20 protein-coding genes are annotated in these 22443 nt (G+C 71.1%); 16 read left to right on the top strand and 4 right to left on the bottom strand.

Annotated elements, in window-relative coordinates; genetic code table 11:
- Positions 1 to 33 precede the first annotated feature (33 nt).
- Positions 34 to 1062, bottom strand: a complete 1029-nt coding sequence (locus ACFWI4_RS18130; protein WP_387197011.1) for an ABC transporter permease — start codon at positions 1060 to 1062, stop codon at positions 34 to 36.
- Positions 1063 to 1587: 525 nt separating this feature from the next.
- Here ACFWI4_RS18130 and ACFWI4_RS18125 point away from each other — a divergent pair.
- Genes ACFWI4_RS18125 through ACFWI4_RS18105 form a run of 5 tightly spaced genes read left to right on the top strand, consistent with a single transcriptional unit; the run spans position 1588 to position 7238 of the window.
- Positions 1588 to 3210, top strand: coding sequence for an ABC transporter substrate-binding protein (locus tag ACFWI4_RS18125; RefSeq protein WP_387197009.1), 1623 nt, complete (start codon positions 1588 to 1590; stop codon positions 3208 to 3210).
- 55 nt (positions 3211 to 3265) lie between these two features.
- Positions 3266 to 4189, top strand: coding sequence for an ABC transporter permease (locus ACFWI4_RS18120; protein ID WP_387197007.1), 924 nt, complete (start codon positions 3266 to 3268; stop codon positions 4187 to 4189).
- Positions 4182 to 5204 (top strand): ABC transporter permease, encoded by a 1023-nt coding sequence (locus ACFWI4_RS18115; protein WP_387197004.1) that lies wholly within the window; start codon positions 4182 to 4184, stop codon positions 5202 to 5204. The genes ACFWI4_RS18120 and ACFWI4_RS18115 overlap by 8 nt, the downstream gene beginning before the upstream one ends.
- A 5-nt stretch (positions 5205 to 5209) precedes the next feature.
- Complete coding sequence (locus ACFWI4_RS18110; protein ID WP_385402790.1) at positions 5210 to 6196, top strand: ABC transporter ATP-binding protein; 987 nt, start codon at positions 5210 to 5212, stop codon at positions 6194 to 6196.
- The gene (locus ACFWI4_RS18105; RefSeq protein ID WP_387197001.1) at positions 6177 to 7238 is read left to right on the top strand and encodes an ABC transporter ATP-binding protein; all 1062 of its coding nucleotides are present in this window, start codon (positions 6177 to 6179) and stop codon (positions 7236 to 7238) included. Before ACFWI4_RS18110 ends, ACFWI4_RS18105 begins: the two co-directional genes overlap by 20 nt.
- A gap of 157 nt (positions 7239 to 7395) precedes the next feature.
- On the opposite strand, the gene ACFWI4_RS18100 is transcribed toward ACFWI4_RS18105, so the two are convergent.
- Entirely contained in the window at positions 7396 to 9525 is a 2130-nt protein-coding gene (locus ACFWI4_RS18100; protein ID WP_387196999.1) for a prolyl oligopeptidase family serine peptidase, read from the bottom strand.
- 187 nt (positions 9526 to 9712) lie between these two features.
- Here ACFWI4_RS18100 and ACFWI4_RS18095 point away from each other — a divergent pair, with 187 nt between their 5' ends.
- From ACFWI4_RS18095 to ACFWI4_RS18055, 9 genes are all read left to right on the top strand, one after another.
- Positions 9713 to 9907 (top strand): hypothetical protein, encoded by a 195-nt coding sequence (locus ACFWI4_RS18095; RefSeq protein WP_037620693.1) that lies wholly within the window; start codon positions 9713 to 9715, stop codon positions 9905 to 9907.
- 208 nt (positions 9908 to 10115) lie between these two features.
- A complete protein-coding gene (gene mshB, locus ACFWI4_RS18090; RefSeq protein ID WP_387196996.1) occupies positions 10116 to 11003 on the top strand; it encodes an N-acetyl-1-D-myo-inositol-2-amino-2-deoxy-alpha-D-glucopyranoside deacetylase in 888 nt (295 codons plus the stop codon).
- Positions 11000 to 11422, top strand: coding sequence for a DUF6113 family protein (locus ACFWI4_RS18085; protein WP_387196993.1), 423 nt, complete (start codon positions 11000 to 11002; stop codon positions 11420 to 11422). The genes mshB and ACFWI4_RS18085 overlap by 4 nt, the downstream gene beginning before the upstream one ends.
- A 160-nt stretch (positions 11423 to 11582) precedes the next feature.
- Entirely contained in the window at positions 11583 to 13772 is a 2190-nt protein-coding gene (locus ACFWI4_RS18080; protein ID WP_387196990.1) for a hypothetical protein, read from the top strand.
- Positions 13773 to 13937: 165 nt separating this feature from the next.
- A complete protein-coding gene (locus ACFWI4_RS18075) occupies positions 13938 to 14936 on the top strand; it encodes an ABC transporter ATP-binding protein (RefSeq protein ID WP_387196987.1) in 999 nt (332 codons plus the stop codon).
- A complete protein-coding gene (locus ACFWI4_RS18070; RefSeq protein WP_339131270.1) occupies positions 14933 to 15673 on the top strand; it encodes an ABC transporter permease in 741 nt (246 codons plus the stop codon). The genes ACFWI4_RS18075 and ACFWI4_RS18070 overlap by 4 nt, the downstream gene beginning before the upstream one ends.
- Before the next feature lie 5 nt (positions 15674 to 15678).
- Positions 15679 to 16902, top strand: a complete 1224-nt coding sequence (locus ACFWI4_RS18065; protein WP_387197212.1) for a sensor histidine kinase — start codon at positions 15679 to 15681, stop codon at positions 16900 to 16902.
- The gene (locus ACFWI4_RS18060) at positions 16899 to 17513 is read left to right on the top strand and encodes a DNA-binding response regulator (protein ID WP_387196984.1); all 615 of its coding nucleotides are present in this window, start codon (positions 16899 to 16901) and stop codon (positions 17511 to 17513) included. The genes ACFWI4_RS18065 and ACFWI4_RS18060 overlap by 4 nt, the downstream gene beginning before the upstream one ends.
- Positions 17514 to 17570: 57 nt before the next feature.
- Entirely contained in the window at positions 17571 to 18608 is a 1038-nt protein-coding gene (locus ACFWI4_RS18055) for a tetratricopeptide repeat protein (protein WP_387196982.1), read from the top strand.
- On the opposite strand, the gene ACFWI4_RS18050 is transcribed toward ACFWI4_RS18055, so the two are convergent.
- A complete protein-coding gene (locus tag ACFWI4_RS18050; RefSeq protein ID WP_387196980.1) occupies positions 18601 to 19452 on the bottom strand; it encodes a tetratricopeptide repeat protein in 852 nt (283 codons plus the stop codon). The two genes, ACFWI4_RS18055 and ACFWI4_RS18050, sit on opposite strands and share 8 nt — an antisense overlap.
- A 17-nt stretch (positions 19453 to 19469) precedes the next feature.
- Positions 19470 to 20627 (bottom strand): GNAT family N-acetyltransferase, encoded by a 1158-nt coding sequence (locus tag ACFWI4_RS18045; protein WP_387196977.1) that lies wholly within the window; start codon positions 20625 to 20627, stop codon positions 19470 to 19472.
- Between the two features lie 140 nt (positions 20628 to 20767).
- On the opposite strand from ACFWI4_RS18045, the gene fdxA reads away from it, so the two are divergent.
- Positions 20768 to 21088 carry a ferredoxin gene (gene fdxA / locus ACFWI4_RS18040; RefSeq protein ID WP_019058397.1) on the top strand — a complete coding sequence of 107 codons (321 nt, stop codon included), beginning with the start codon at positions 20768 to 20770 and terminating at the stop codon, positions 21086 to 21088.
- Positions 21089 to 21265: 177 nt separating this feature from the next.
- On the top strand, positions 21266 to 22360 hold the full coding sequence (locus ACFWI4_RS18035; protein WP_385402767.1) for a bifunctional succinyldiaminopimelate transaminase/glutamate-prephenate aminotransferase: 1095 nt from the start codon (positions 21266 to 21268) through the stop codon (positions 22358 to 22360).
- Positions 22361 to 22443: the final 83 nt, after the last annotated feature.

Genomic DNA, 22443 nt, shown 5'->3' with positions numbered 1-22443 from the left:
CGGACGGCTATGACCGGTACTGGGGGAAGGAAGTCAGCGCTTGGACTTCGGGTCGAGTGCGTCGCGGACCGAGTCTCCGAGCAGGTTGAAGGCCAGGACGAAGATGATCATCGAGACGCCCGGGAAGATCATGAAAGTGATGTCTTCCGTGTAGAAGCCGGCACCGCGCTGGATCATGACGCCCCAGTCGGGGGTCGGGTCCTGGATGCCCGCGTTGAGGAAGGCGAGTCCCGCCTCTGCCGTGACGTACGCCGGCAGCATGAGGGTGGACTGGATCAGGATCGGCGTCCAGAGGTTGGGCAGCAGTTCCTTGAAGACGATGCGGCGCGAGGACGCGCCGGTCACCTTCGCCGCCTCGACGAACTCACGCTCCCGCAGACCGAGGACCTGACCGCGCAGCAGACGCGCGATGGAGGCCCAGCCGAAGGCGGAGAGGACGAGGATCAGGCAGGTGGCCCGCAGCCAGGTCGGGACGTCCTCGTCGAAGGGCACGAAGAGCGCGTAGACGACCGGCATGAAGGCGATGAAGAACAGGGTGGACGGGAACGACAGCAGGATGTCGATCACCCGGCCGACGAAGTAGTCCAGTCGGCCACCGAGGTATCCCGCGGTGATGCCGATCACGACACCGACCACCGTGGTGAGCAGGGTGGCGGCGGTGGCGATCATCAGCGAGGTGCGGATGCCGTACAGCAGGAACGTGAAGACGTCACGGCCCAGCTGGGGCTCGATGCCGAACCAGAAGTTGCTGTCGATGCCGCCGTTGGGCTTCACCGGGAAGGCGAAGTCGTTCAGCAGGCCGTCCTTCTCCTGGCCGTACTGCTCGTACGGGTTCTTCCCGTACAGCTTGGCTATCAGCGGCGCGCAGATCGCGATCACGAAGAAGAAGATCACGATGTACGCGGACACGACGCCGGTGCGGTCGCGCCGGAAGCGCTTCCAGGCGAGGCGGCCCGGGGAGCGACTCTCTGAGCCCTTGGTGGTGGAAGACGGAGCCGGGGTCTTGCCGGTCTCGTCGGTCACCTCAAGTGGGGCGGCCGCGGATGGAGTAGGGGGGGTCATGATGCTCCAGGCCCGAGGGGTCAAGGGCTCCGCAGGGCGCTCCCTACGGGCTACGCCGGACTTTTTCAACGCAATTCATGCAAGGTCAATAAAATCTCGGTCGCCTTGGTTTTCTCTTTACTTTCTTTGCCTTGGGTTGACCTCAGCGTAACTACGCGTGTAGCGCACTGTGGCCGTTCTGTGTCCGGATTCGGGCCAATGTGGCGAAACGGGCAATGAGTTCGTTATCCGGACGCCGGAGTCTCGGAATGCGTACATCTCGTGCACTGGAATGAACAGTTCCGCATCGATGCGTGAAGATCTGTTGCGCCGAAGGTCAAGATCGTCTTGAGCCGAGGTCAAGATCGTTTGACGGAGCGTCCGGAGTGCCCCCTTCCGGAGGACTCGCCACCCGGAAGGGTGGGGTAAATGTGCGATGTGCCCCGTATGGACAGATATTGGGCCCCATAGGCACACCGCACCGGAGCCGGGCGTCCGACCCCGACCCGGCGCCGGCGGCACAGCGCACTCTCGAGGAGGCACTCCATGCGTGGAGCCACGCACGCCAAATGGGCCGCATGCGCGGCGGCGGTAGCCCTGGCGGCGTCCGCCTGCGGGGGCGGAGGGGGTAGCAGCAGCGGCTCCGGCACGGTCAGCGCCTCCTGGGGCGATCCGCAGAACCCGCTCGAACCGTCCAACACCAACGAGGTGCAGGGCGGCAAGGTCCTCGACATGATCTTCCGCGGGCTCAAGCGCTACAACGCCAAGACCGGCGCGGCCGAGGACATGCTCGCGCAGAAGATCGACACCACCGATTCGCAGAACTTCACGATCACCGTCAAGAGCGGCTGGAAGTTCAGCAACGGGGAGGCCGTCACGGCCCAGTCCTTCGTCGACGCCTGGAACTACGGCGCCAGCCTGAAGAACAACCAGAAGAACGCGTACTTCTTCGGGTACATCCAGGGCTACGACAAGACGCACCCCGACACGGGCAAGCAGACCGCCGACACCCTCTCCGGGCTCAAGGTGACCGGCACGGACACCTTCACCGTCGCGCTCACCCAGAAGTTCTCGACGTTCCCCGACACCCTCGGCTATGCGGCCTTCTCGCCGCTGCCCAAGTCGTTCTTCAGCGACCACGCGGCCTGGGTGGCGAAGCCCGTGGGCAACGGTCCCTACACCATCGACTCCTACACCAAGGGCTCGCAGATGGTGCTGAAGAAGTGGGACGCCTACCCCGGAGACGACAAGGCCAAGAACGACGGGGTGACCCTCAAGGTCTACACCGACAACAACACGGCCTACAACGACCTGCTGGCCGGCAACCTCGACCTCGTCGACGACGTGCCCGCGGCCCAGCTCAAGAACGCGAACTCCGACCTGAACGGCCGGTACATCAACACCCCGGCCGGCATCATCCAGACCCTCGCGTTCCCGTTCTACGACCCGAAGTGGAACACCAGCGGCGCCACCAAGGTCCGTCAGGGCCTGTCCATGGCGATCAACCGCCAGCAGATCACCGACACCATCTTCCAGAAGACGCGGACCCCCGCGAGCGACTGGACCTCACCGGTGCTCGGCGAGAAGGGCGGCTTCCAGAAGGGCCTGTGCGGCAAGTACTGCGACTACAACCCCTCCGAGGCCAAGAAGATGGTCCAGGAGGGCGGGGGTCTGCCCGGCGGCCAGGTCAAGATCTCGTACAACGCGGACACCGGCTCTCACAAGGAATGGGTCGACGCCGTCTGCAACTCGATCAACAACGCCCTCGGCAACGACAAGGCCTGCGTCGGCAACCCGATCGGCACCTTCGCCGACTTCCGCAACCAGATCGGGCAGCACAAGATGCCCGGTCCGTTCCGGGCCGGCTGGCAGATGGACTACCCGCTGATCCAGAACTTCCTCCAGCCGCTCTACTACACGAACGCCTCGTCGAACGACGGCCAGTGGTCGAACAAGCAGTTCGACAGTCTCGTCAACCAGGCGAACGCGGAGACCGACACCAGCAAGGCCATCTCGCTCTTCCAGCAGGCCGAAGGCGTCGTACGGGACAACATGGCCGCCATTCCGCTCTGGTACCAGAACGGCAGCGCCGGCTACTCGGACAAGGTCTCGAACGTGGCCCTGAACCAGTTCAGCGTGCCCGTCTACAACGAGATCACCGTCAACTGAGCCGCCCGGGGCGGTCCGCCCGCAACCGGGCCGCCCCTCTATCTCCGGAGCACTCATGGGACGGTACGTCATCCGGCGACTGCTACAGATGATCCCGGTCTTCATCGGCGCCACCCTGCTCATCTTCGTGATGGTCAACGTGATGGGCGACCCCATCGCGGGCCTCTGCGGCGAGCGCAAGTGCGACCCCGCCACGGCCGCCCAGCTGCGCGCGGAGTTCGGCCTCGACAAGCCCCTGTGGCAGCAGTACCTGACCTACCTCGGCCACATCTTCACCGGCGACTTCGGCACCGCGTTCAACGGACAGCCGGTCACCGAGCTGATGGCCTCCGCGTTCCCGGTCACCATCCGGCTGACGATCGTCGCGATCTTCTTCGAGATCATCATCGGCATCACGCTCGGCGTCATCACCGGTCTGCGCCGCGGCCGGCCCGTCGACACCGGCGTCCTGCTGCTCACCCTCGTGGTCATCTCCGTGCCGACCTTCGTCACCGGTCTGCTGGCCCAGCTGCTGCTCGGCGTCAAATGGGGCTGGATCAAACCGTCGGTCTCCGCCGACGCCACCTTCGGCGAGCTGATCGTGCCCGGCCTGGTGCTGGCCTCGGTCTCCCTCGCGTACGTGACGCGGCTGACCCGGACCTCCATCGCGGAGAACAAGCGGTCCGACTACGTGCGCACCGCCGTCGCCAAGGGGCTGCCGCGGCGCCGGGTCACCATCCGGCACCTGCTGCGCAACTCGCTGATCCCCGTCGTCACCTTCATCGGCACCGACATCGGGGCCCTGATGGGCGGCGCGATCGTCACCGAGCGGATCTTCAACATCCACGGTGTCGGCTACCAGCTCTACCAGGGGATCGTGCGCCAGAACACCCAGACCGTCGTCGGCTTCGTGACCATCCTCGTCCTCATCTTCATGGTCGCCAATCTGCTCGTCGACCTGCTGTACGCCGTACTCGACCCGAGGATCCGCTATGCCTGAGCAGCCGCCGTACGAGGAAGAGGAATTCCACCACGGTCCCGAAGGCCCGCCGCCGGAGGACCTCGCCATCGCCCCGACCGGCTTCGGAGGCACGATGGACCTCGGGTCGAGCGAGGCGGAGACCCTGGAGAGGACCCCGGGAGGACCGGAGGGCACCGGGCCGAAGGAGAAGCCGCGTTCCCTGTGGTCCGACGCCTGGCGCGACCTGCGCCGCAACCCCGTCTTCATCATCTCCGGGCTGGTCATCCTCTTCCTGGTCGTCATCTCGATCTGGCCCTCGCTCATCACCTCGCAGAGCCCGCTCAAGTGCGACCTCTCCAAGGCCCAGGAGGGTTCCCAGTCCGGACACCCCTTCGGCTTCGACGGCCAGGGCTGCGACGTCTACACCCGGACCGTGTACGGAACCCGGGTCTCGATCAGCGTCGGTGTCCTCGCCACGATCGGGGTCGCGCTCCTCGGCTCGTTCCTCGGCGGTCTGGCCGGCTTCTACGGCGGGGTGGGCGACTCGATCCTGTCCCGGATCACCGACATCTTCTTCGCGATCCCCGTCGTGCTCGGCGGTCTGGTGCTGCTCTCCGTGGTGACCAGCAACACGATCTGGCCGGTCGTCGGGTTCATGGTGCTGCTCGGCTGGCCACAGGTCTCCCGGATCGCGCGCGGCTCCGTGATCACCACCAAGGAGAACGACTACGTCCACGCGGCCCGCGCGCTGGGCGCCTCCAACTCCCGGATGATGCTGCGGCACATCACCCCGAACGCGGTCGCGCCGGTGATCGTCGTCGCGACCATCGCGCTCGGTACGTACATCTCGCTGGAGGCGACGCTGTCGTACCTGGGCGTCGGTCTCAAGCCCCCCACGGTCAGCTGGGGCATCGACATCTCCTCGGCCTCCGCGTACATCCGCCAGGCCCCCCACATGCTCCTGTGGCCGGCCGGCGCGCTCGCGATCACCGTGCTCGCGTTCATCATGCTCGGCGACGCGGTGCGCGACGCCCTCGACCCGAAGCTGAGGTGAGTGCCGTGCTGCTCGAAGTACGCGATCTGCACGTGGAGTTCAGGACCCGGGACGGAGTCGCCAAGGCCGTCAACGGGGTCAACTACAGCGTGGACGAGGGCGAGACGCTCGCCGTGCTCGGCGAGTCCGGCTCCGGCAAGTCGGTCACCGCCCAGGCCGTGATGGGCATTCTCGACATCCCGCCCGGGAAGATCACCGGCGGCGAGATCCTCTTCCAGGGCAAGGACCTGCTGAAGTTCAAGGAGGAGGAGCGGCGCAAGGTCCGGGGCGCCGAGATGGCGATGATCTTCCAGGACGCGCTGTCCTCCCTGAACCCCGTGATCAGCGTCGGCGACCAGCTCGGCGAGATGTTCATCGTGCACCGCGGGATGAAGCGCAAGGAGGCCCGCGCCAAGGCGATCGAACTGATGGAGCACGTACGCATCCCGGGAGCCGCCGAGCGGGTGCGGGACTATCCGCACCAGTTCTCCGGCGGTATGCGCCAGCGCATCATGATCGCCATGGCGCTGGCCCTGGAACCCGCCCTGATCATCGCCGACGAACCGACCACCGCGCTCGACGTCACCGTGCAGGCCCAGGTCATGGACCTGCTCGCGGAACTCCAGCGCGAGCTCCACATGGGGCTCATCCTCATCACCCACGACCTCGGCGTGGTCGCCGACGTCGCCGACAAGATCGCGGTGATGTACGCGGGCCGGATCGTCGAGACGGCCCCGGTCCACGACATCTACAAGGCGCCCGCCCATCCCTACACCAAGGGTCTCCTGGACTCGATCCCCCGGCTCGACCAGAAGGGCCAGGAGCTCTACGCCATCAAGGGCCTGCCGCCCAACCTGATGCACATCCCGCCGGGCTGCGCCTTCAACCCGCGCTGCCCGATGGCCCAGGACATCTGCCGCACCGAGGTGCCGCCGCTCGCGGAGGTCGACGCGGACCGCGGGAGCGCCTGCTTCTTCTGGAGGGAGTGCCTCGATGACTCAAGCCGCAACTGAGCCGCTGCTGGAGGTCAGCGGACTCGTCAAGCACTTCCCGCTCACCCAGGGGATCCTGTTCAGGAAGCAGATCGGGGCCGTCAAGGCGGTCGACGGCGTCGACTTCCACCTCGATCGCGGCGAGACCCTCGGCATCGTCGGCGAGTCCGGCTGCGGCAAGTCCACCGTCGCCAAGATGCTGGTCAACCTGGAACGGCCGACCGAGGGCGCGATCAAGTACAAGGGCGAGGACATCACCAAGCTGTCCGGCAAGGCGCTCAAGGCGGTGCGCCGCAACATCCAGATGGTGTTCCAGGACCCGTACACCTCGCTCAACCCGCGCATGACCGTCGGCGACATCATCGGGGAGCCCTACGACATCCACCCCGAGGTCGCGCCGAAGGGCGACCGGCGGCGCCGGGTGCAGGACCTGCTGGACGTGGTCGGGCTCAACCCGGAGTACATCAACCGCTATCCGCACCAGTTCTCCGGCGGCCAGCGCCAGCGCATCGGCATCGCGCGGGGGCTCGCGCTGCGCCCCGAGATCATCGTCGCCGACGAACCGGTCTCCGCGCTCGACGTCTCCGTGCAGGCGCAGGTGATCAACCTGCTGGACCGGCTCCAGGCCGAGTTCGACCTCAGCTACGTCTTCATCGCGCACGACCTGTCGATCGTGCGGCACATCTCCGACCGGGTCGGGGTGATGTACCTCGGGCGGATCGTGGAGACCGGCAAGGACGTCGAGATCTACGACCATCCCACCCACCCCTACACCCAGGCGCTGCTCTCCGCGGTGCCCGTGCCCGACCCGGAGGCCCGCGAGCACCGGGAGCGGATCATCCTGCACGGGGACGTGCCCTCGCCCGCGAACATCCCCTCCGGCTGCCGGTTCCGGACCCGCTGCTGGAAGGCCCAGGAGCGCTGCACGCTGGAGGTGCCGCTGCTCGCGGTGCCGGCCGAGTTCCGGCTCGCCGAGGGGCCGGCCGCCCACGACTCGGCCTGCCACTTCGCGGAGGAGAAGCAGGTCGTGCCGCCGGAGGAGCCGACCGACGGGACGGCATAGCGGAACAAATGTGAACGAACGTCGTTAACACGCAGGCAACTTGACGGAAGCGGTACCGATATACGGACGCGGCAGGGTGAACACCGTACGGCCGTGCGGGTGCCGTGAACGAGCCGGGGTGCAGCCATGTCACCCCGGCTCGTTGTACTCCGGCCGGTCAGTTCATACCGAGGGCGCGTCGCAGGAAGTCCACCTGGAGCAGCAGCAGGTTCTCGGCGACCGTCTCCTGCGGGGTCATGTGCGTGACCCCCGACAGGGGCAGCACCTCGTGCGGGCGGCCGGCGGCCAGCAGGGCCGAGGACAGCCGCAGGGCGTGCGCCACCACCACGTTGTCGTCCGCGAGGCCGTGCACGATCATCAACGGCCGGTGGGTGTCCGCGGGTTCGGACAGCCCCTCGTCGGTGACCAGGGAACTGCGCTCGTACGCCGCCTGGTTCGCCGCGGGGTCGCCGAGGTACCGCTCCGTGTAGTGCGTGTCGTACAGCCGCCAGTCCGTCACCGGGGCACCCGCGATGCCCGCGTGGAAGACGTCGGGGCGGCGCAGCACGGCGAGCCCCGCGAGCCAGCCGCCGTACGACCAGCCGCGGATCGCCACCCGGGACAGGTCGAGCGGGAACCGGTCGGCGAGCCCGTGCAGCGCCTCCACCTGGTCGTCGAGCGAGAGGGTCAGGTCGTCGCGGATCGCCTTCTCCCAGGCGGGGGAGCGCCCGGGGGTGCCGCGGCCGTCGGCGACGACCACCGCGAAGCCCTGGTCGGCGAACCACTGCGAGGTGAGGTGCGCGTTGTGCGCGGCCAGCACCCGGGGGCCGTGCGGACCGCCGTAGGGGTCGAGGAGGACGGGCAGGGGGCCGTCACCGTCATAGTCGGTGGGCAACAGCACGGCGCATGGGATTTTCCGTGCGCCCCCTTGTGTGAGCGTCACGCGCGGGGACAGACCGGGATCTTCCGCGTACGAGGGGATGGTCGCCAGCTGCTTCCCCTCGCGCAGCACCCGCACCTGGGCGCCCGGCCGGTCGAGCGCCGACGACACGAGCACGGTCACGCCCCCGGCGCGCACCGCCGTGTGCACGCCCGGCTCCTGCGAGACGCGTTCCAGGCCGAGTTCGTTCACCCGGTACACATGGACTTCACCCGTTTCGGGTGAACTCGCGTCCTCGCCCGCCGAGGCCGAGACCAGCACGTCGTCGGCCGAGACGTCGAGCACCGCGCGGAGGTGCAACTGGGCCCCGGTCAGCGGGCGTTCACCGAACGCCAGGACCCGCGCGCCGCCCTCGTCGGCGATCCGCACGAGCTGTCCGCCCGGACTCCAGCACGGCACTCCGGGGAAAAGATCGAGCCAAGTTGGATCTTCGTCGGCGTGCACCATCCGGGTCGCCCCGGTGTCCGGGTCCACGGCAAGGAACAGCTGGCTGCGCTGGTCCCTCGCCTGTACGAGCAGCAGCGGCGCACCGGCGGCTGACCAGTGCGCATGTGCCAGATACGGGTAGCGCGCCCGGTCCCAGGACACCTCCGTGCGCACCCCGTCGAGCCCGAACACGAAGAGCCGGACGTCCGCGTTGGCGCTGCCCGCCGCCGGATACGCGACCCGCTGCGGTTCGGCGTCCGGGTGTGCCGGATCGGAGATCCACCAGCGCCGTACCGGCGTGTCGTCCACCCGCGCGGCGAGCAGCCGGTCTCCTTCGGGTGACCACCAGAAGCCGCGCGAACGCCCCATCTCCTCGGCCGCGATGAACTCGGCCAGCCCGTAGGAGACGACACCGGGACCCTCGTTCCGCTCCGGCTCCGCGACCGCGCGGTCGCCCTCGCCCTCGGCGCCGACGACCCGCAGCGCGCCCCCCGAGACATACGCCACGAGCGTGCCGTCCGGGGAGGGGCGCGGGTCGATCACCGGCCCGGGGACCGGGAGTTCGCGTGCCGTGCCGGCCCGCAGCTCCGCCGTGAACAACCGCCCTGACAAGGTGAAAGAGGCCAACTCGGCGGCCGCGTCGGTGGCGTAGCCGACGATCCCCGCGCCGCCCTCGCGGCTGCGCTCGCGACGCGCGCGCTCCTCCGGGGAGAGATGCTCGACGGCGCCGCCGAGCAGGGCCGCGGGGTCGGCCACGACCCGCTCGCGGCCCTCCGGCACGTCGAGGACCCACAGTTGGTTCGCCCGCTCCGTACCGGAGGGGGACCGCAGGAACACCACGCGGGAACCGTCGGGGGACACGGTGAACGCGCGCGGCGCGCCGGAGCTGAACCGCTGGGTGCGGGCGTACCGGCGCGGGAAGGAGAGAGGCTCGGTCGTCATGGCTCGACCATATTGGCCATGCGCCCCCTTGTGCGGCCGTGCGCCGATCGATGCGCGCGTACGGATAGTTATGATCACTAGCGCTGTGTGGGTAGGAACCTGCTGGCTGCTGTTTGGAACGACCGACCCCCCATGTCCGACCCCGTACCGGACCCCAGGTCCCTGGGAACTTTGGAGGTGAACCGCCGTGGCACTCTCGATTTCGGCGGTGGTGCTGCTGGCGATCATCGTCTTTCTCCTGATCAAGAAGTCAGGGCTGAAAGGCGGTCACGCGGTTGTCTGCATGCTGCTCGGCTTCTATCTCGCCTCCTCGACGATCGCACCCACGATCAGCGATCTGACCACCAACATCGCGGGCATGATCGGCAGCATCAAGTTCTGATCCGCGCCGCGGCCGGCGGCGGGGAGGGCGTCCGACTCCCGCTCCCCGCCTGCCCCGTCCGGCGTCCTCGAAACGGCCCGGTTCGTACGCGCCCGCGATCCGCCGGTCCGGCGGCCTCACGGGGCCGTGCGGCGCCCGGCGCCCGCCGGAGTGCCACGGGGCCCGGCGGGCGGCCCGCGGGCGTCCGGCGCCTCGTAGGGTGGGCTCCATGACGGAACTGCCCGACCGGCGTCTGCTCCTGGTGCACGCGCACCCGGACGACGAGTCGATCAACAACGGCGCGACCATGGCCCGCTACGCGGCCGAGGGCGCCCAGGTGACGCTGGTGACCTGCACCCTCGGCGAGGAGGGCGAGGTCATTCCGCCCGAACTCGCCCATCTCGCCCCCGACCGCGAGGGCGGGCTCGGCCCCTACCGGACCGGTGAGCTGAGCGCCGCCATGAAGGAACTCGGCGTCACCGACCACCGCTTCCTCGGCGGCCCCGGGCGGTTCCGCGACTCCGGGATGATGGGCGCCGAACAGAACCACCGCGCCGGCGCCTTCTGGGCCGCCGACGTCGACGGCGCCGCCGACCACCTCGTACAGGTGATCCGCGAGGTGCGCCCCCAGGTGCTCGTCACCTACGACCCCGACGGGGGCTACGGGCACCCCGACCACATCCAGGCCCACCGCGTGGCCGTGCGCGCCGCGGAGCTGGCCGCCGACCCCGCCCACCGCCCCGATCTCGGCGACGCCTGGCGGATCGCCAAGACGTACTGGAACCGGGTGCCCCGCCCGGTCGCCGAGGAGGCCTTCGCCCGGCTGCGCGAGGCCCTCCCCGGGCTGCCGTTCGACCGGAGCGCCGCCGTCGACGACGTACCGGGCGTGGTGGACGAGGCGCTCGTCACCACCGAGATCGACGGCACCGCGTACGCGGCCGCCAAGGCCGCCGCGATGCGCGCGCACGCCACCCAGATCACCGTGGACGGGCCCTGGTTCATCCTCTCGAACGAGCTGGCCCAGCCGCTCTTCACCACCGAGTACTACGAACTGGCCGACGCCCCGCGCCCCGCGGCGCGCGAGCGCGACCTCTTCGAGGGGACGGAACAGCGATGAGCACGAACGGACAGCGCGGCGGAAGCATCCTCGCCCAGCCGCTGACGCGCCCCTCGGGCGGGCGGATCGCCGCCTACCTGGGGCTCTTTCTGCTCGGCGCCGTCGTCGGCGTCGCGGGCGCCCTGGTGCAGCCGGGCTGGTTCCCGTTCGGGCTGCTGCTCGCCCTGGCGGGCGCCGCCGGACTCTTCGTCGGCGGCGCGCGGGCCGCGGAGTCCCGGGCCGGTGCCGTCGCCCCCGCCGCCGGCTGGATGGTCGCCGTCGTCCTGCTCACCGCCAGCCGCCCGGAAGGGGACTTCCTCTTCGGCGCGGGAGTCGGCTCCTATCTCTTCCTGCTCGGAGGCATGGCGCTGGCTGTGATGTGCGCCACTCTCGGCCTGGGGCGGCAACCAGGCCCTTCCGGCGCCCGACTTGGCAAGTGACGTACCACTTCGCCGTATCGGTCCCGTGCCGGTCCGGTGCGAGATTCCTGGACGGGCGAGGTTTGCGGGCCGGACATGGCCAGTATGGTGGTGCGCGCCGCCGAGCTGCCCGAGATGAGGTCGAGTAAACGGGCGGCGGAGCCAACCGGGAGAACCTGCCTTGAGTCGTGAAACTGACAGTTCGTCCTCCGGGCCCAACGGGCGCGGTGGAGCCGCGTACCCGTCGGGGACGCCGCCGTACGGCACCCCCGCGGCTTCCGAGAACGGTGCCGACACGGGCCGTTCGGCCGCCGGGCGGCCGACGGAGGAACGCAAGACCGAGACCACCCTGACGACACGGATCCGGATCAACATCCCCGGATCGCGGCCCATCCCGCCCGTGGTCGTCCGTACGCCCGTCGCCGACGCCGACGCCTCGCCCGAGGGCGGCGACGGCACGCAGACCGGCACACCGGCGCCGCAGGGCATGAGTTCGCCCGCCGGCGCGACGGCCTCCGTCCCGGCCCCGTCCGCACCCGCGGCCGCGCCCGTGGAACCGCAGGCGCCCGCCGAGGAGAAGACCAGCGACTGGTTCGCGCCGCGCAAGGCCGGCGCGCCCCCCAAGGGCGCGCAGGGCGGCGGCTCGACCAACGGAGCGGGCATCCCGGGCGCTTCGGCTCCCGCCGGAACCGCGCCGTCCGCGCCCGCGGCGGGCACACCGGGCACCGGACGGCCCGCGCCGTCCACCGGCGCCGGACCGCTGGGCATCACCGGCGGCCGCCCCGGCGGCGCGAACGGCGCCCCGCTCCCCGGTGCCACCGGCGCCGGACCCGTGGCCCCCGGCCACGGCGGCGGTACGGGCTCCTTCGACGTCTCCGGAGCGCTGCGCGACACCGGTTCGTTCCCGGCCATCGGCCCGTCCGGCGGTTCCGGCGCCCCCACGGGCTCCGGCGAGCCGCGCCGCGACGACCTCCCGTACTTCTCCGAGAACGGCGGGGGCGGCCCGGCCGGTCCGACCTCGGGACCCACCACGGGCGACGGCCCGCTGCGGCCGCCTGCCGGCCCCGGAGCGGCCCCCGGCAGCCTGGCCGCGCAGCCCGGCCCGGCCGGCGGCAACCGCGGCACCGGCCGTGGCTACCCCGCCGCCGGCACCGGCACGCGCGGCGGACTGAGCGGCGGTCTCAGCGACGACACCGCGATCCTGACGCCGCAGAAGCCGGCACCCGACCCGGGCCCCGGCGGCTACGGCGCCCCCGCGGAGAACGTCTCCGGACACACGCTGACCAGCGGCATGCCCGTCGTGTCGCCCAGCCACAACTTCGCGTACGAGGGCGAGCGCAACGACGGCCCCCGCTCGCACACCCCGCCGAAGCTCCCCGAGCCCGTCCGCCAGCCCGCCGCCCCGGCGAAGCCGGCGAAGAAGAAGGGCCGCAACAAGCCGGCGCTCCTCGGCGCCCTCGTCGTGGTCCTGGCCGGCGGCGCCTACGGTGCCGGCCTCCTGATGAACCACTCGGACGTGCCCAAGGGCACCACGGTCCTCGGCGTGGACATCGGCGGCGGCACCCGCGACGACGCCGTCAAGAAGCTCGACGCGGCCCTCGGCGACCGCACCGACAAGCCGCTCACGCTGTCCGTCGACGGCGACACCGTTCAGCTCAGGCCCGACCAGGCCGGACTCCAGCTGGACGACCAGGCCACCGTCCGCGCCGCCGCGGGCAGCGACTACAACCCGATCTCCGTGATCGGTTCGCTGTTCGGCCAGGGCCGCGTGGTGGACCCCGTCATGCCCGTCGACAAGGAGAAGCTCCAGGCCGCCCTGGAGCGCGCCGCGAGCACCTCGGGTTCGGCGAACGACGGCACGATCAAGTTCCAGCCGGGCAAGGCCGTCGCCGTCTACGGCAAGGTCGGCAAGGGCATCGACGTCGGGCCCTCGCTCCAGGCCGTCCAGGACGCCTACCGCGCCCAGGTGGAGAGCGGCACGGCCACGCCGGTCAAGGTCGCCACCACGACCCGTCAGCCGACGATCAGCAAGGCCGAGGTCGACCGGAAGATGTCGACGTTCGCGACGGTCGCCATGTCCGCGACCATCGTCATCCGCACGGACGCCAACCACGCCATCCCCTTCAGCCCGCAGAAGTCCATCTGGAAGTTCCTGAGCGTCCGGCCGGTCCAGGGCAAGCTCGTCGAGCACTACGACCTGAACGTGCTCCAGTCGCTGTACGGACACGCCTTCGACGGGGTGACGATCACCAAGGGCGACGGCAGCCAGAAGGCCGTCAGCCCTCAGGACGTTGCCTCCGCCATAGGAAAGGCACTGCTCGGGAAGACGACCGCCGAACGCGACGTGACCATCCCCACCAACCCCAACTAGCGGGCGCAGCCAGCAGCGCACGGAGGGCACCCGGCCGGATCTCCACCGGCCGGGTGCCCTCCTGTCGTGGAGCCGGGACCGGGGCGCAGACATGACATCTGTCATCCGCGGTCCAGGACGCAGCACACTGCCGCGCGCACCCCCCTGACCGCCACCATGGACGACATGACAACGACTGCGGCGACCACCACCCCACCGGTGGTCCGGTTCGAATCGGTGACCAAGAGCTACGGGAACGTCCGGGCCGTGGACGGCCTGACGCTCGACCTCCACCCCGGCGAGACCGTCGCCCTGCTGGGCCCCAACGGCGCGGGCAAGTCGACCACGCTCGACCTGCTGCTCGGCCTCAAGAACGCCGACAGCGGCACCGTCCGGGTGTTCGGCACCGGCCCGCGCGAGGCGATCGTCGCCGGCCGGGTCGGCGCCATGCTCCAGAGCGGCGGCCTGATGGACGAGGTCACCGTCGGCGAACTCGTCAAGCTCGCCTGCGACCTGCACCCGAGGCCCCACCGCCCCAGCGAGGTCCTCGCCCGCGCGAGCATCACCCAGATCGCCGACCGCAAGGTCAACAAGCTCTCCGGCGGCCAGGCGCAGCGCGTCCGCTTCGCCCTCGCCACGGCCGGGGACAGCGACCTGATCGTCCTCGACGAACCCACCACCGGCATGGACGTCTCCGCCCGGCAGGCCTTCTGGGCCACCATGCGCGAACAGGCCGACCAGGGCCGTACGGTCCTGTTCGCCACCCACTACCTTGAGGAGGCCGACGCCATCGCGGACCGCGTCCTCGTCCTGCACCGGGGACGGCTGCTGGCCGACGGCACCGCCGCCGAGATCAAGGCCAAGGCCGGAGCGCGCCGCGTCTCCTTCGACCTGGAGGGCGTGATCGACGAGGCCCCGCTGCGCGCGCTGCCGTTCCTCACCTCGGTCGACGTCTCGGGCCAGACCGTCCGCATCCAGTCCTCCGACGCCGACGCGACCGTCCACGCGCTGTACGGGCTGGGCGTCTACCCGCGCAACCTCGAAGTCGCCGGGCTCGGCCTGGAGCAGGCCTTCGTCGCCATCACCGAGGCCGAAGAGGCCACGCTCACCGCCGCCGAAGAGGCCACGATCACCGCCGCCGGTGCCGAAGAGGCCACCGTTGCCCAGGAGGCCACGTCCAAGTGAACAGTCTCATCAAGCTGGAGATCACCCGCGCCCTGCGCAACCGGAAGTTCCTGTTCTTCTCGGTGATCTACCCCTCGGCCCTGTTCCTGCTGATCGCCGGCAGCGCCGACGACCACACCAAGGTCCCCGGCACCGGCCTGACCCTGCCGACCTTCTTCATGGTCTCCATGGCCTCCTTCGGCGCCCTGACCGCCGTCCTGATGGGCAACAGCGAGCGAATCGCCAAGGAGCGGGAGAGCGGCTGGGTACGGCAGTTGCGGCTCACCCCGCTGCCCGGCCGCGGCTATGTGTTCGCCAAGACGGCCAGCGCCGCCGTGATCAGCCTGCCGTCGATCGTCATCGTCTTCGTCGTCGCCGCGGCCGTGAAGAATGTACGCCTGGACGTGTGGCAGTGGTTCGCGCTCACCGGCGTGATCTGGGCGGGCAGCCTGGTCTTCGCCGCGCTCGGCGTCGCCATCGGCTACCTCGCCAGCGGGGACGCGGTACGCCCCATCACGATGATCGTCTACTTCGGTCTGTCCATGCTCGGCGGCCTGTGGATGCCGACGACGACCTTCCCCGACTGGCTCCAGAACATAGCCAAGTGGCTTCCCACGCACGCGTACGCTGCCCTGGGGCAGGCCATCGAACTGGGGAACGCCCCGCACGCCAAGGACATCGCCATCCTCGCCGTGTCCTTCGCCCTCTTCGCGGGCGGCGCGGCCTGGCTGTACCGGAAGGACACGCTGAAGGCGTGAACGCCATGACGGAAGACCCGCTGCCCGACGGGGCCCGCACGGACCGGATCGTGAGGATGGGGGAGTCCCCGCGCAACCTCCGCGAGGCCCTGCGCAAGTCGGTGTGGATCGTCATCTGGCTGGTGTTCCTCGGTTCACCGGTCCACGACCTCGCCTCCGGCGCCCACACGCCCGCCGCCACCGCGGCCGGCTGGGCGGGCCTCGCGGCCTTCGTCGCCGTCTATCTGACGCTGGTCTTCCGGCACATGGGCCAGGCCTTCACCGGCACCCTGGCCGTCACGCTCATGGTGCTCGCACTCGGCGTGCTGGCCGTCGTCCTGTGTCTGACGCTCGGCGCGCCCTGGCTCGGCCTGTTCGTGTACGTCTCGGTCGCCTGCGGGACGACGTTCCCGCTGCGGGTCTCCTACTGGACGATCCCGCTCACCGCCGTCGTGATGCTGCTCGTCGGCCTGCACGGCGGCGAGGACGACGCCCGCAACCTGGTCCTGCTCGTCGTCCTCATCGGCTTCGCGATGACCGGCGTGCGCCAGCTCGTCCGTACGACGGTGGAGCTGCGCAAGGCGCGGGCCACCGTCGCCCAGCTCGCCGCCAACGAGGAGCGCCTGCGGCTCGCCCGCGACCTGCACGACCTGCTCGGCCACTCGCTCTCGCTGATCACGCTGAAGAGCGAACTGGCCGGGCGGATGCTCCCCGGCCACCCCGAGAAGGCGGCCCAGCAGGTCGCCGACATCGAACAGGTCAGCCGCCAGGCCCTGGTCGACGTGCGCGAGGCGGTCACCGGCTACCGCAGGCCCCGGCTTGCCGGTGAACTCGCGGGCGCCCAGGTCGCGTTGACCGCGGCGGACGTGGTCGCCGACCTCCCGTCCGAACCCGATCTCGACGGCGTCCCCGAGGAGAGCGAGTCGGCGCTGGCCTGGGCGCTGCGCGAGGCGGTCACCAATGTCGTACGGCACAGCGGCGCCCGGCGCTGCACCGTGGAGCTCGTCCGCCGCCAGACCCTGGACGGCCCCGTGCTCGAACTCTCCGTGGAGGACGACGGGTCGGGCGGCACCGCGGGCACGGCACCAGGCAACGGGCTGACCGGCCTGACCGAACGCCTGGAGAAGGCGGGCGGATCGATGGAGGCGGGCCGGGTGCGGCGCGGATTCCGGCTGGTGGCGCGGGCGCCCGTGGAGGGCGGCCGGACCCCGGAGGGCCCGGCGGAGGACCCCGTAGGATCCGGTGCATGAGCCGCACGATCAAGGTCCTGCTCGCCGAGGACCAGTCGATGGTCCGCGAGGCGCTGGCCGCCCTGCTGGGACTGGAGCCGGACATCGAGGTGGTCGCCCAGGTGGCCCGCGGCGACGAGGTGCTGGCCGCGGCCCGTGCCCACGACGTGGACGTGGCGCTCCTCGACATCGAGATGCCCGGCATGACGGGCATAGAGGCGGCGGCCGAGGTCCACAAGGAACTCCCGGGCATCAAACTGCTCATCCTCACCACCTTCGGCCGCCCCGGATATCTGCGCAGCGCCATGGAGTCCGGCGCCGACGCCTTCCTGGTCAAGGACGCCCCCGCCGCCCAGCTCGCGGCGGCCGTACGCAAGGTGCTGGCCGGCGAGCGGGTCATCGACCCCACCCTGGCGGCGGCCGCGCTGGCCGAGGGCGCCAACCCCCTGACCGACCGCGAACGCGAGGTCCTGCGGGCGGCGGCCGACGGCTCCACCAACGCCGAACTGGCCAAGGCCCTCCATCTCTCCCAGGGCACCGTCCGCAACTACCTCTCGACCGCGATCCAGAAGCTGACGGCCCGCAACAGGGCCGAGGCGGTACGGATCGCGCGGGAGAAGGGGTGGCTGTAGCCCGCGGGCCACAGGCCGTGGACCGGGGCACCGGCGCCGATGCGCGAGGATGTGCCCATGGCGGAAGACACTCTTGAGGCCGAGGCCGAACGGCAGCGCGCGGCGGGAAACCCCGGCGCGGCCCTGACCCTGTACCTGCGGGCGTGGGCCGGCCCCGACGACGAGGTCGCGGAGCGGATCCTGGACCTCGTGGAGGAGTGGGGCGACTTCGACGCCGCGCTGGAGCTGACCTCCGCGGCGGCCGAGGCGGGCGACGCCGGGGCGTACGAGGTCCTGGCCGATCTGCTGCTCCGGCTCGACCGGCCCGAGGACGCCCTCGCGGCCCTGGAACGGGCCGCACGCGGCGGCCGTGACGTGACCCTGTGGACCGCGGCCGTCCTGGCCGACGAGATCGGCGACCGCACCCGTGCCGAGGAGTTCTACCGGCAGGCGCTGGCCGAGAAGAACCCGAGGGCCCTCAACGACTACGGCGTCTTCCTCAGCATGGACGACGAACGGCTCGACGAGGCCGCCGAACTGCTGGGCCGGGCGATCGGCGAGGGCGACACCAAGGCGGCCGGGAACCTCGGCAGCCTCCTGGCCGACCAGGGGGAGTACGAGGAGGCCCTCCCCTGGCTGCACAGGGCCCTGGACGCCGGACACCGGTTCGTCCTGGTCGTGCTCGGCGAGGCCGAGAACGCCACCGGCGCCATGGAGGCGGCCGGCGGGCACCTGCGCGAGGCGCTCGCCGAGGAACTGCCGGGCGCGCACTTCGCCTACGCCCTGCACCTCGTCGACGGCGGCGCCGAACAGGAGGCCGTGCCCCACTACGAGGCCGCCATCGACCGGGACGGCGAGGTCAACGCCTACCTGAACCTGGCGCTCCTCCACGAGGACCTCCAGCAGTGGGAGCAGGCCGACCGCCGCTACCAGGAGGCGATCGGACACCAGGACGGGGACGCGTACCTGCACTACGCGCAGTTCCTCGTCGAGCAGGGACGGACCGGGAGGATCGGCGAACTGCTCGCCGAGGCCGTGCGGCTCGACGTCGACCCGGAGGACATCGAGGAGCTGCGGGCCCTGGTGGACCAGGAGGGTCCCGCGCCGGTCAGTTGAGCATCGCCCGTGCCGCGTGGGCCTGTTGACGGATCCGGGACGCGGACGGTTCGTCGACCGCCGCGACCACGTCGGCGTAGGCGTCGAGTTCGGTCGCCCCGGTCAGGAAGTCTCCCCGCTGGACCAGCAGTTGGGCCCGCTCGTACCGCAGCCGCGCCGGGTGCGAGGGCAGCAGCAGGGAGAGTTCCACCGACCACAGGGCCACGTCGGAGCGTTCGGGCCGGGCGGCGGCCCAGGCCCGGACGTTGTTCAGGACCCGCTGGACGACGTCCAGCGGGTCGGCCGGGGAGAGCATCGACGGGTCGAGCGGGGCGCCGGTCGCGCCCGCGACGAGGAGCTCCGCGTCGGTGCCGGTCAGCACCCGCCCGCCGTCGAAGGGGTCGGCGAGCACCTGCCGTTCGGGCGGCCCGAACCCGACGACGAAATGGCCGGGCAGCGCGACCCCGTGGACCGGGGCGCCGGCCCGCCGCGCGACCTCCATCCACAGCACCGAGAGCAGGATCGGCAGCCCGCGCCGCCGGCGCAGCACCGCGTGCAGCAGCGAGGACTCCAGCCGCTGGTAGTCGCCGGGCGAGCCCCGGTATCCGTGGCGCCCGCCGAGGAGTTCGGCCAGGGCGGTCGCCCACGCCAGGGGGCCGCCGGGACGGAAGGGCAGCTGTCCCGCCAGCTCGTCCAGCAGGATCTGCACCGCGTCCGTCCCGGCGTCGTCCAGCGTTCCGTCGGCCGCGGCGCCCACGAGCAGGCACAGCTCGGCCAGGTCGGGCCGCTCCGCCCGCGCCTCGTCGGCGAACCGCCGCCGCACCTCGTCGGCCCGCTCCCGCCGCGGTGGCCGGGGGGAGGACATGGGCGGCCCGTTCCCCGTCACGTCGACCGATTCGACTCGGCACCCGCACCGGCGCCGCCGCCCGTATGCGCACCGCCGCCGCCCGTATCCGCACCGGCGCCGCCGCCCGCACCCGCACCGGCGCCGCCGTCCGCGCCGCCCGCACCCGCACCGGCACTCGCCGCGCCCGCCTCCGTGGCCGGTTCCGACGGGGACCGGTAGTGGTGGTAGGCGTGATGCGGGGCGAAGCCCATCCGGGCGTACAGCTCCCGTGCCCCGGTGTTGTCCGCCTCCACCTGGAGCCACGCCGCCGAGGCGCCCTCCTCCAGGGCCCGGCCAGCCAGCGCGGCCATCACGGCGGTGGCGAGGCCCCGGCGGCGCAGGTCCGGGTCGACCTCCACGGCGGCGAAACCGGCCCAGCGGCCGTCCACCACGCACCGCCCGATCGCCGCCGGAGCGGCGCCCTCCGCGCCGGGCACCGTCGCGAACCACACCGAGGGACCGCCCGACAGCACCTTCAGGGCCGTCTCGCCGACGCCCTTGCGCTGGTAGCGGCCGAGCCAGGCCTCGTCCGCCGTGCGCGAGAGCGTCACCCCGGGGGCCTCACGGTCGGCGACCGGCGCGAGCGCGCCGGTCCACAGTCCGGCGCTCACCTCGCGCGTCCAGCCGCGGTCCTCCAGCTCCGCGCACAGCAGCTCCTGGGTGCCCTCGGCGCCGGTGGCGGTCTGGACGTAGGCGGGCAGGCCGCGCGCCGCGTACCAGTCCCGTACGTACGCCAGGGCCTCGTCGAGCGGCACGCCGGGGGCGGTCAGAGGCAGCACCGAGTTGGCGCGCCGGGTGAACCCGCCCGCCGCGCGCAGCTCCCAGCCGCCGAGCCGCTCGCTCTCCACCGGGGGCCAGGCCCGTGCGGCGACCCGCGCCAGCTCGTCGTAGGACGCCGAAGGACCACGCCGCCGTGCGGGCGCGGACGGTACGACCTTGGCCGCGACCAGGGAGGATTCCTCGATCCGGACACGCTCCCCGGTCCGTCGTGTGATCAGCAGCACACCGTCGTCCCATGATGTGAGAACACCGACCGTATCGGTGAACTTCTCCACCGTGTCTCCATTGTCCGTCAGGCGCCGCACGGAGACGCGTTTACCCACGTCAGCAGCGGTGACACGGACCTCAAGGCGGCCGGCGGCAGAGAATTCCACAGGTCAGTTCACCCCTCCTGTTCGGATCATGCCCAAGAACGGAGATACTAGGGGCGGGCATCGACGAGCCGCGCTCCCGCGCGCCAGGCGGCGGAGCCTACGACAGGCCCGCCAGCGCCCTATCGAGGAGGAACGACAGCGTGACCTACGTCATCGCGCAGCCTTGTGTCGACGTCAAGGACAAGGCGTGCATCGAGGAGTGCCCGGTCGACTGCATCTACGAGGGCTCCCGGTCCTTGTACATCCACCCGGACGAATGCGTCGACTGCGGAGCCTGTGAGCCGGTGTGCCCGGTCGAGGCGATCTTCTACGAGGACGACACTCCGGAGGAGTGGAAGGACTACTACAAGGCGAACGTCGAGTTCTTCGACGAGCTCGGCTCGCCCGGCGGCGCCAGCAAGCTCGGCCTGATCGAGCGCGACCACCCGTTCGTCGCCGCACTGCCGCCGCAGAACCAGTAGGCGGTCCGCTGGGCCCCGCCCAGCGGCAGCCGGCGGAGCGTCGCCCCGGTCCCGTACGGCCCGATCCTTCCGGTCGCTGTACGGGACCGAGGCGTTTGCCGTGCCGGCGCGCCCGCCGCCGCGCAGCCGCCCGTACCGCGTGTACGGGGCGTACGTCGAGAAAGTGAGCCTGATCCCGTGTCCGCAGTCTCCGACCGGCTTCCCGTCTTCCCCTGGGACAAGCTGGAGCCCTACAAGGCGACGGCCGCCGCTCACCCGGGCGGCATCGTCGACCTGTCCGTCGGCACCCCGGTCGACCCGGTGCCCGAGCTGATCCAGAAAGCCCTGGTCGCGGCCGCGGACTCGCCCGGCTATCCGACCGTGTGGGGCACGCCCGAGCTGCGGGACGCGCTCACGGGCTGGGTGGAGCGGCGGCTCGGCGCGCGGGACGTCACCCACCACCATGTCCTGCCCGTCGTCGGTTCCAAGGAACTGGTCGCCTGGCTGCCGACCCAGCTCGGCCTCGGCCCGGGCGACAAGGTCGCCTACCCGCGCCTCGCCTACCCGACGTACGAGGTCGGCGCGCGGCTCGCCCGTGCGGAGCACGTGGTCTACGACGACCCGACCGAGCTGGACCCGGCGGGCCTGAAGCTGCTGTGGCTGAACTCCCCGTCGAACCCGACCGGCAGGGTCCTGTCCGCCGCCGAGCTCACCCGGATCGTCGCCTGGGCCCGCGAGCACGGCGTCCTCGTCTTCTCCGACGAGTGCTACATCGAGCTCGGCTGGGAGAGCGACCCGGTCTCGGTGCTGCACCCCGACGTGTGCGGCGGCTCCTACGAGGGGATCGTCTCGGTCCACTCGCTGTCCAAGCGCTCGAACCTGGCCGGCTACCGCGCTGCCTTCCTCGCGGGCGACCCGGCGGTGCTCGGCGAGCTCCTCGCGATCCGCAAGCACGGCGGCATGATGACGTCCGCGCCGACCCAGGCCGCCGTGGTCGCCGCGCTCTCGGACGACACCCACGTCCGCGAACAGCGTGAGCGCTACGCGGCCCGCCGTACCGCCCTGCGCGACGCCCTGCTGGGCCACGGCTTCCGGATCGAGCACAGCGAGGCGAGCCTCTACCTCTGGGCCACCCGGGACGAGTCCTGCTGGTCCACGGTGGCCCGTCTGGCCGAGCTGGGCATCCTGGTGGCCCCCGGCGACTTCTACGGCGAGGCGGGCGAGCGGTTCGTCCGTGTGGCCCTCACCGCCTCGGACGAGCGGGTGGCCGCGGCGGTCGAACGCCTGCGGTAGGACACGCGCCGACAGCACGACGGGGGTCCGGGGAAGCGAGTTCCCCCGGCCCCCCACGCCCTACGGGCCCCCGCCCCCGTCGC

This window comes from Streptomyces sp. NPDC127038, assembly GCF_042725875.1.
In the GTDB taxonomy this organism is placed as follows: domain Bacteria; phylum Actinomycetota; class Actinomycetes; order Streptomycetales; family Streptomycetaceae; genus Streptomyces.
The sequence above is the reverse complement of the archived record's forward strand: the minus strand, read 5'-3'. Positions and strand labels throughout refer to the sequence as shown.

Excerpts from the sequence above, each read along its gene's own strand:
- ACFWI4_RS18115 (WP_387197004.1), top strand. The coding sequence starts at position 4,182 with ATGCCTGAGCAGCCGCCGTACGAGGAAGAGGAATTCCACCACGGTCCC.
- ACFWI4_RS18055 (WP_387196982.1), top strand. The coding sequence starts at position 17,571 with ATGGCGGAAGACACTCTTGAGGCCGAGGCCGAACGGCAGCGCGCGGCG.
- ACFWI4_RS18050 (WP_387196980.1), bottom strand. The coding sequence starts at position 19,452 with ATGTCCTCCCCCCGGCCACCGCGGCGGGAGCGGGCCGACGAGGTGCGG.
- ACFWI4_RS18075 (WP_387196987.1), top strand. The coding sequence starts at position 13,938 with ATGACAACGACTGCGGCGACCACCACCCCACCGGTGGTCCGGTTCGAA.
- ACFWI4_RS18105 (WP_387197001.1), top strand. The coding sequence starts at position 6,177 with ATGACTCAAGCCGCAACTGAGCCGCTGCTGGAGGTCAGCGGACTCGTC.
- mshB (WP_387196996.1), top strand. The coding sequence starts at position 10,116 with ATGACGGAACTGCCCGACCGGCGTCTGCTCCTGGTGCACGCGCACCCG.
- ACFWI4_RS18065 (WP_387197212.1), top strand. The coding sequence starts at position 15,679 with ATGACGGAAGACCCGCTGCCCGACGGGGCCCGCACGGACCGGATCGTG.
- ACFWI4_RS18130 (WP_387197011.1), bottom strand. The coding sequence starts at position 1,062 with ATGACCCCCCCTACTCCATCCGCGGCCGCCCCACTTGAGGTGACCGAC.
- ACFWI4_RS18100 (WP_387196999.1), bottom strand. The coding sequence starts at position 9,525 with ATGACGACCGAGCCTCTCTCCTTCCCGCGCCGGTACGCCCGCACCCAG.
- ACFWI4_RS18125 (WP_387197009.1), top strand. The coding sequence starts at position 1,588 with ATGCGTGGAGCCACGCACGCCAAATGGGCCGCATGCGCGGCGGCGGTA.
- ACFWI4_RS18085 (WP_387196993.1), top strand. The coding sequence starts at position 11,000 with ATGAGCACGAACGGACAGCGCGGCGGAAGCATCCTCGCCCAGCCGCTG.
- ACFWI4_RS18060 (WP_387196984.1), top strand. The coding sequence starts at position 16,899 with ATGAGCCGCACGATCAAGGTCCTGCTCGCCGAGGACCAGTCGATGGTC.
- ACFWI4_RS18120 (WP_387197007.1), top strand. The coding sequence starts at position 3,266 with ATGGGACGGTACGTCATCCGGCGACTGCTACAGATGATCCCGGTCTTC.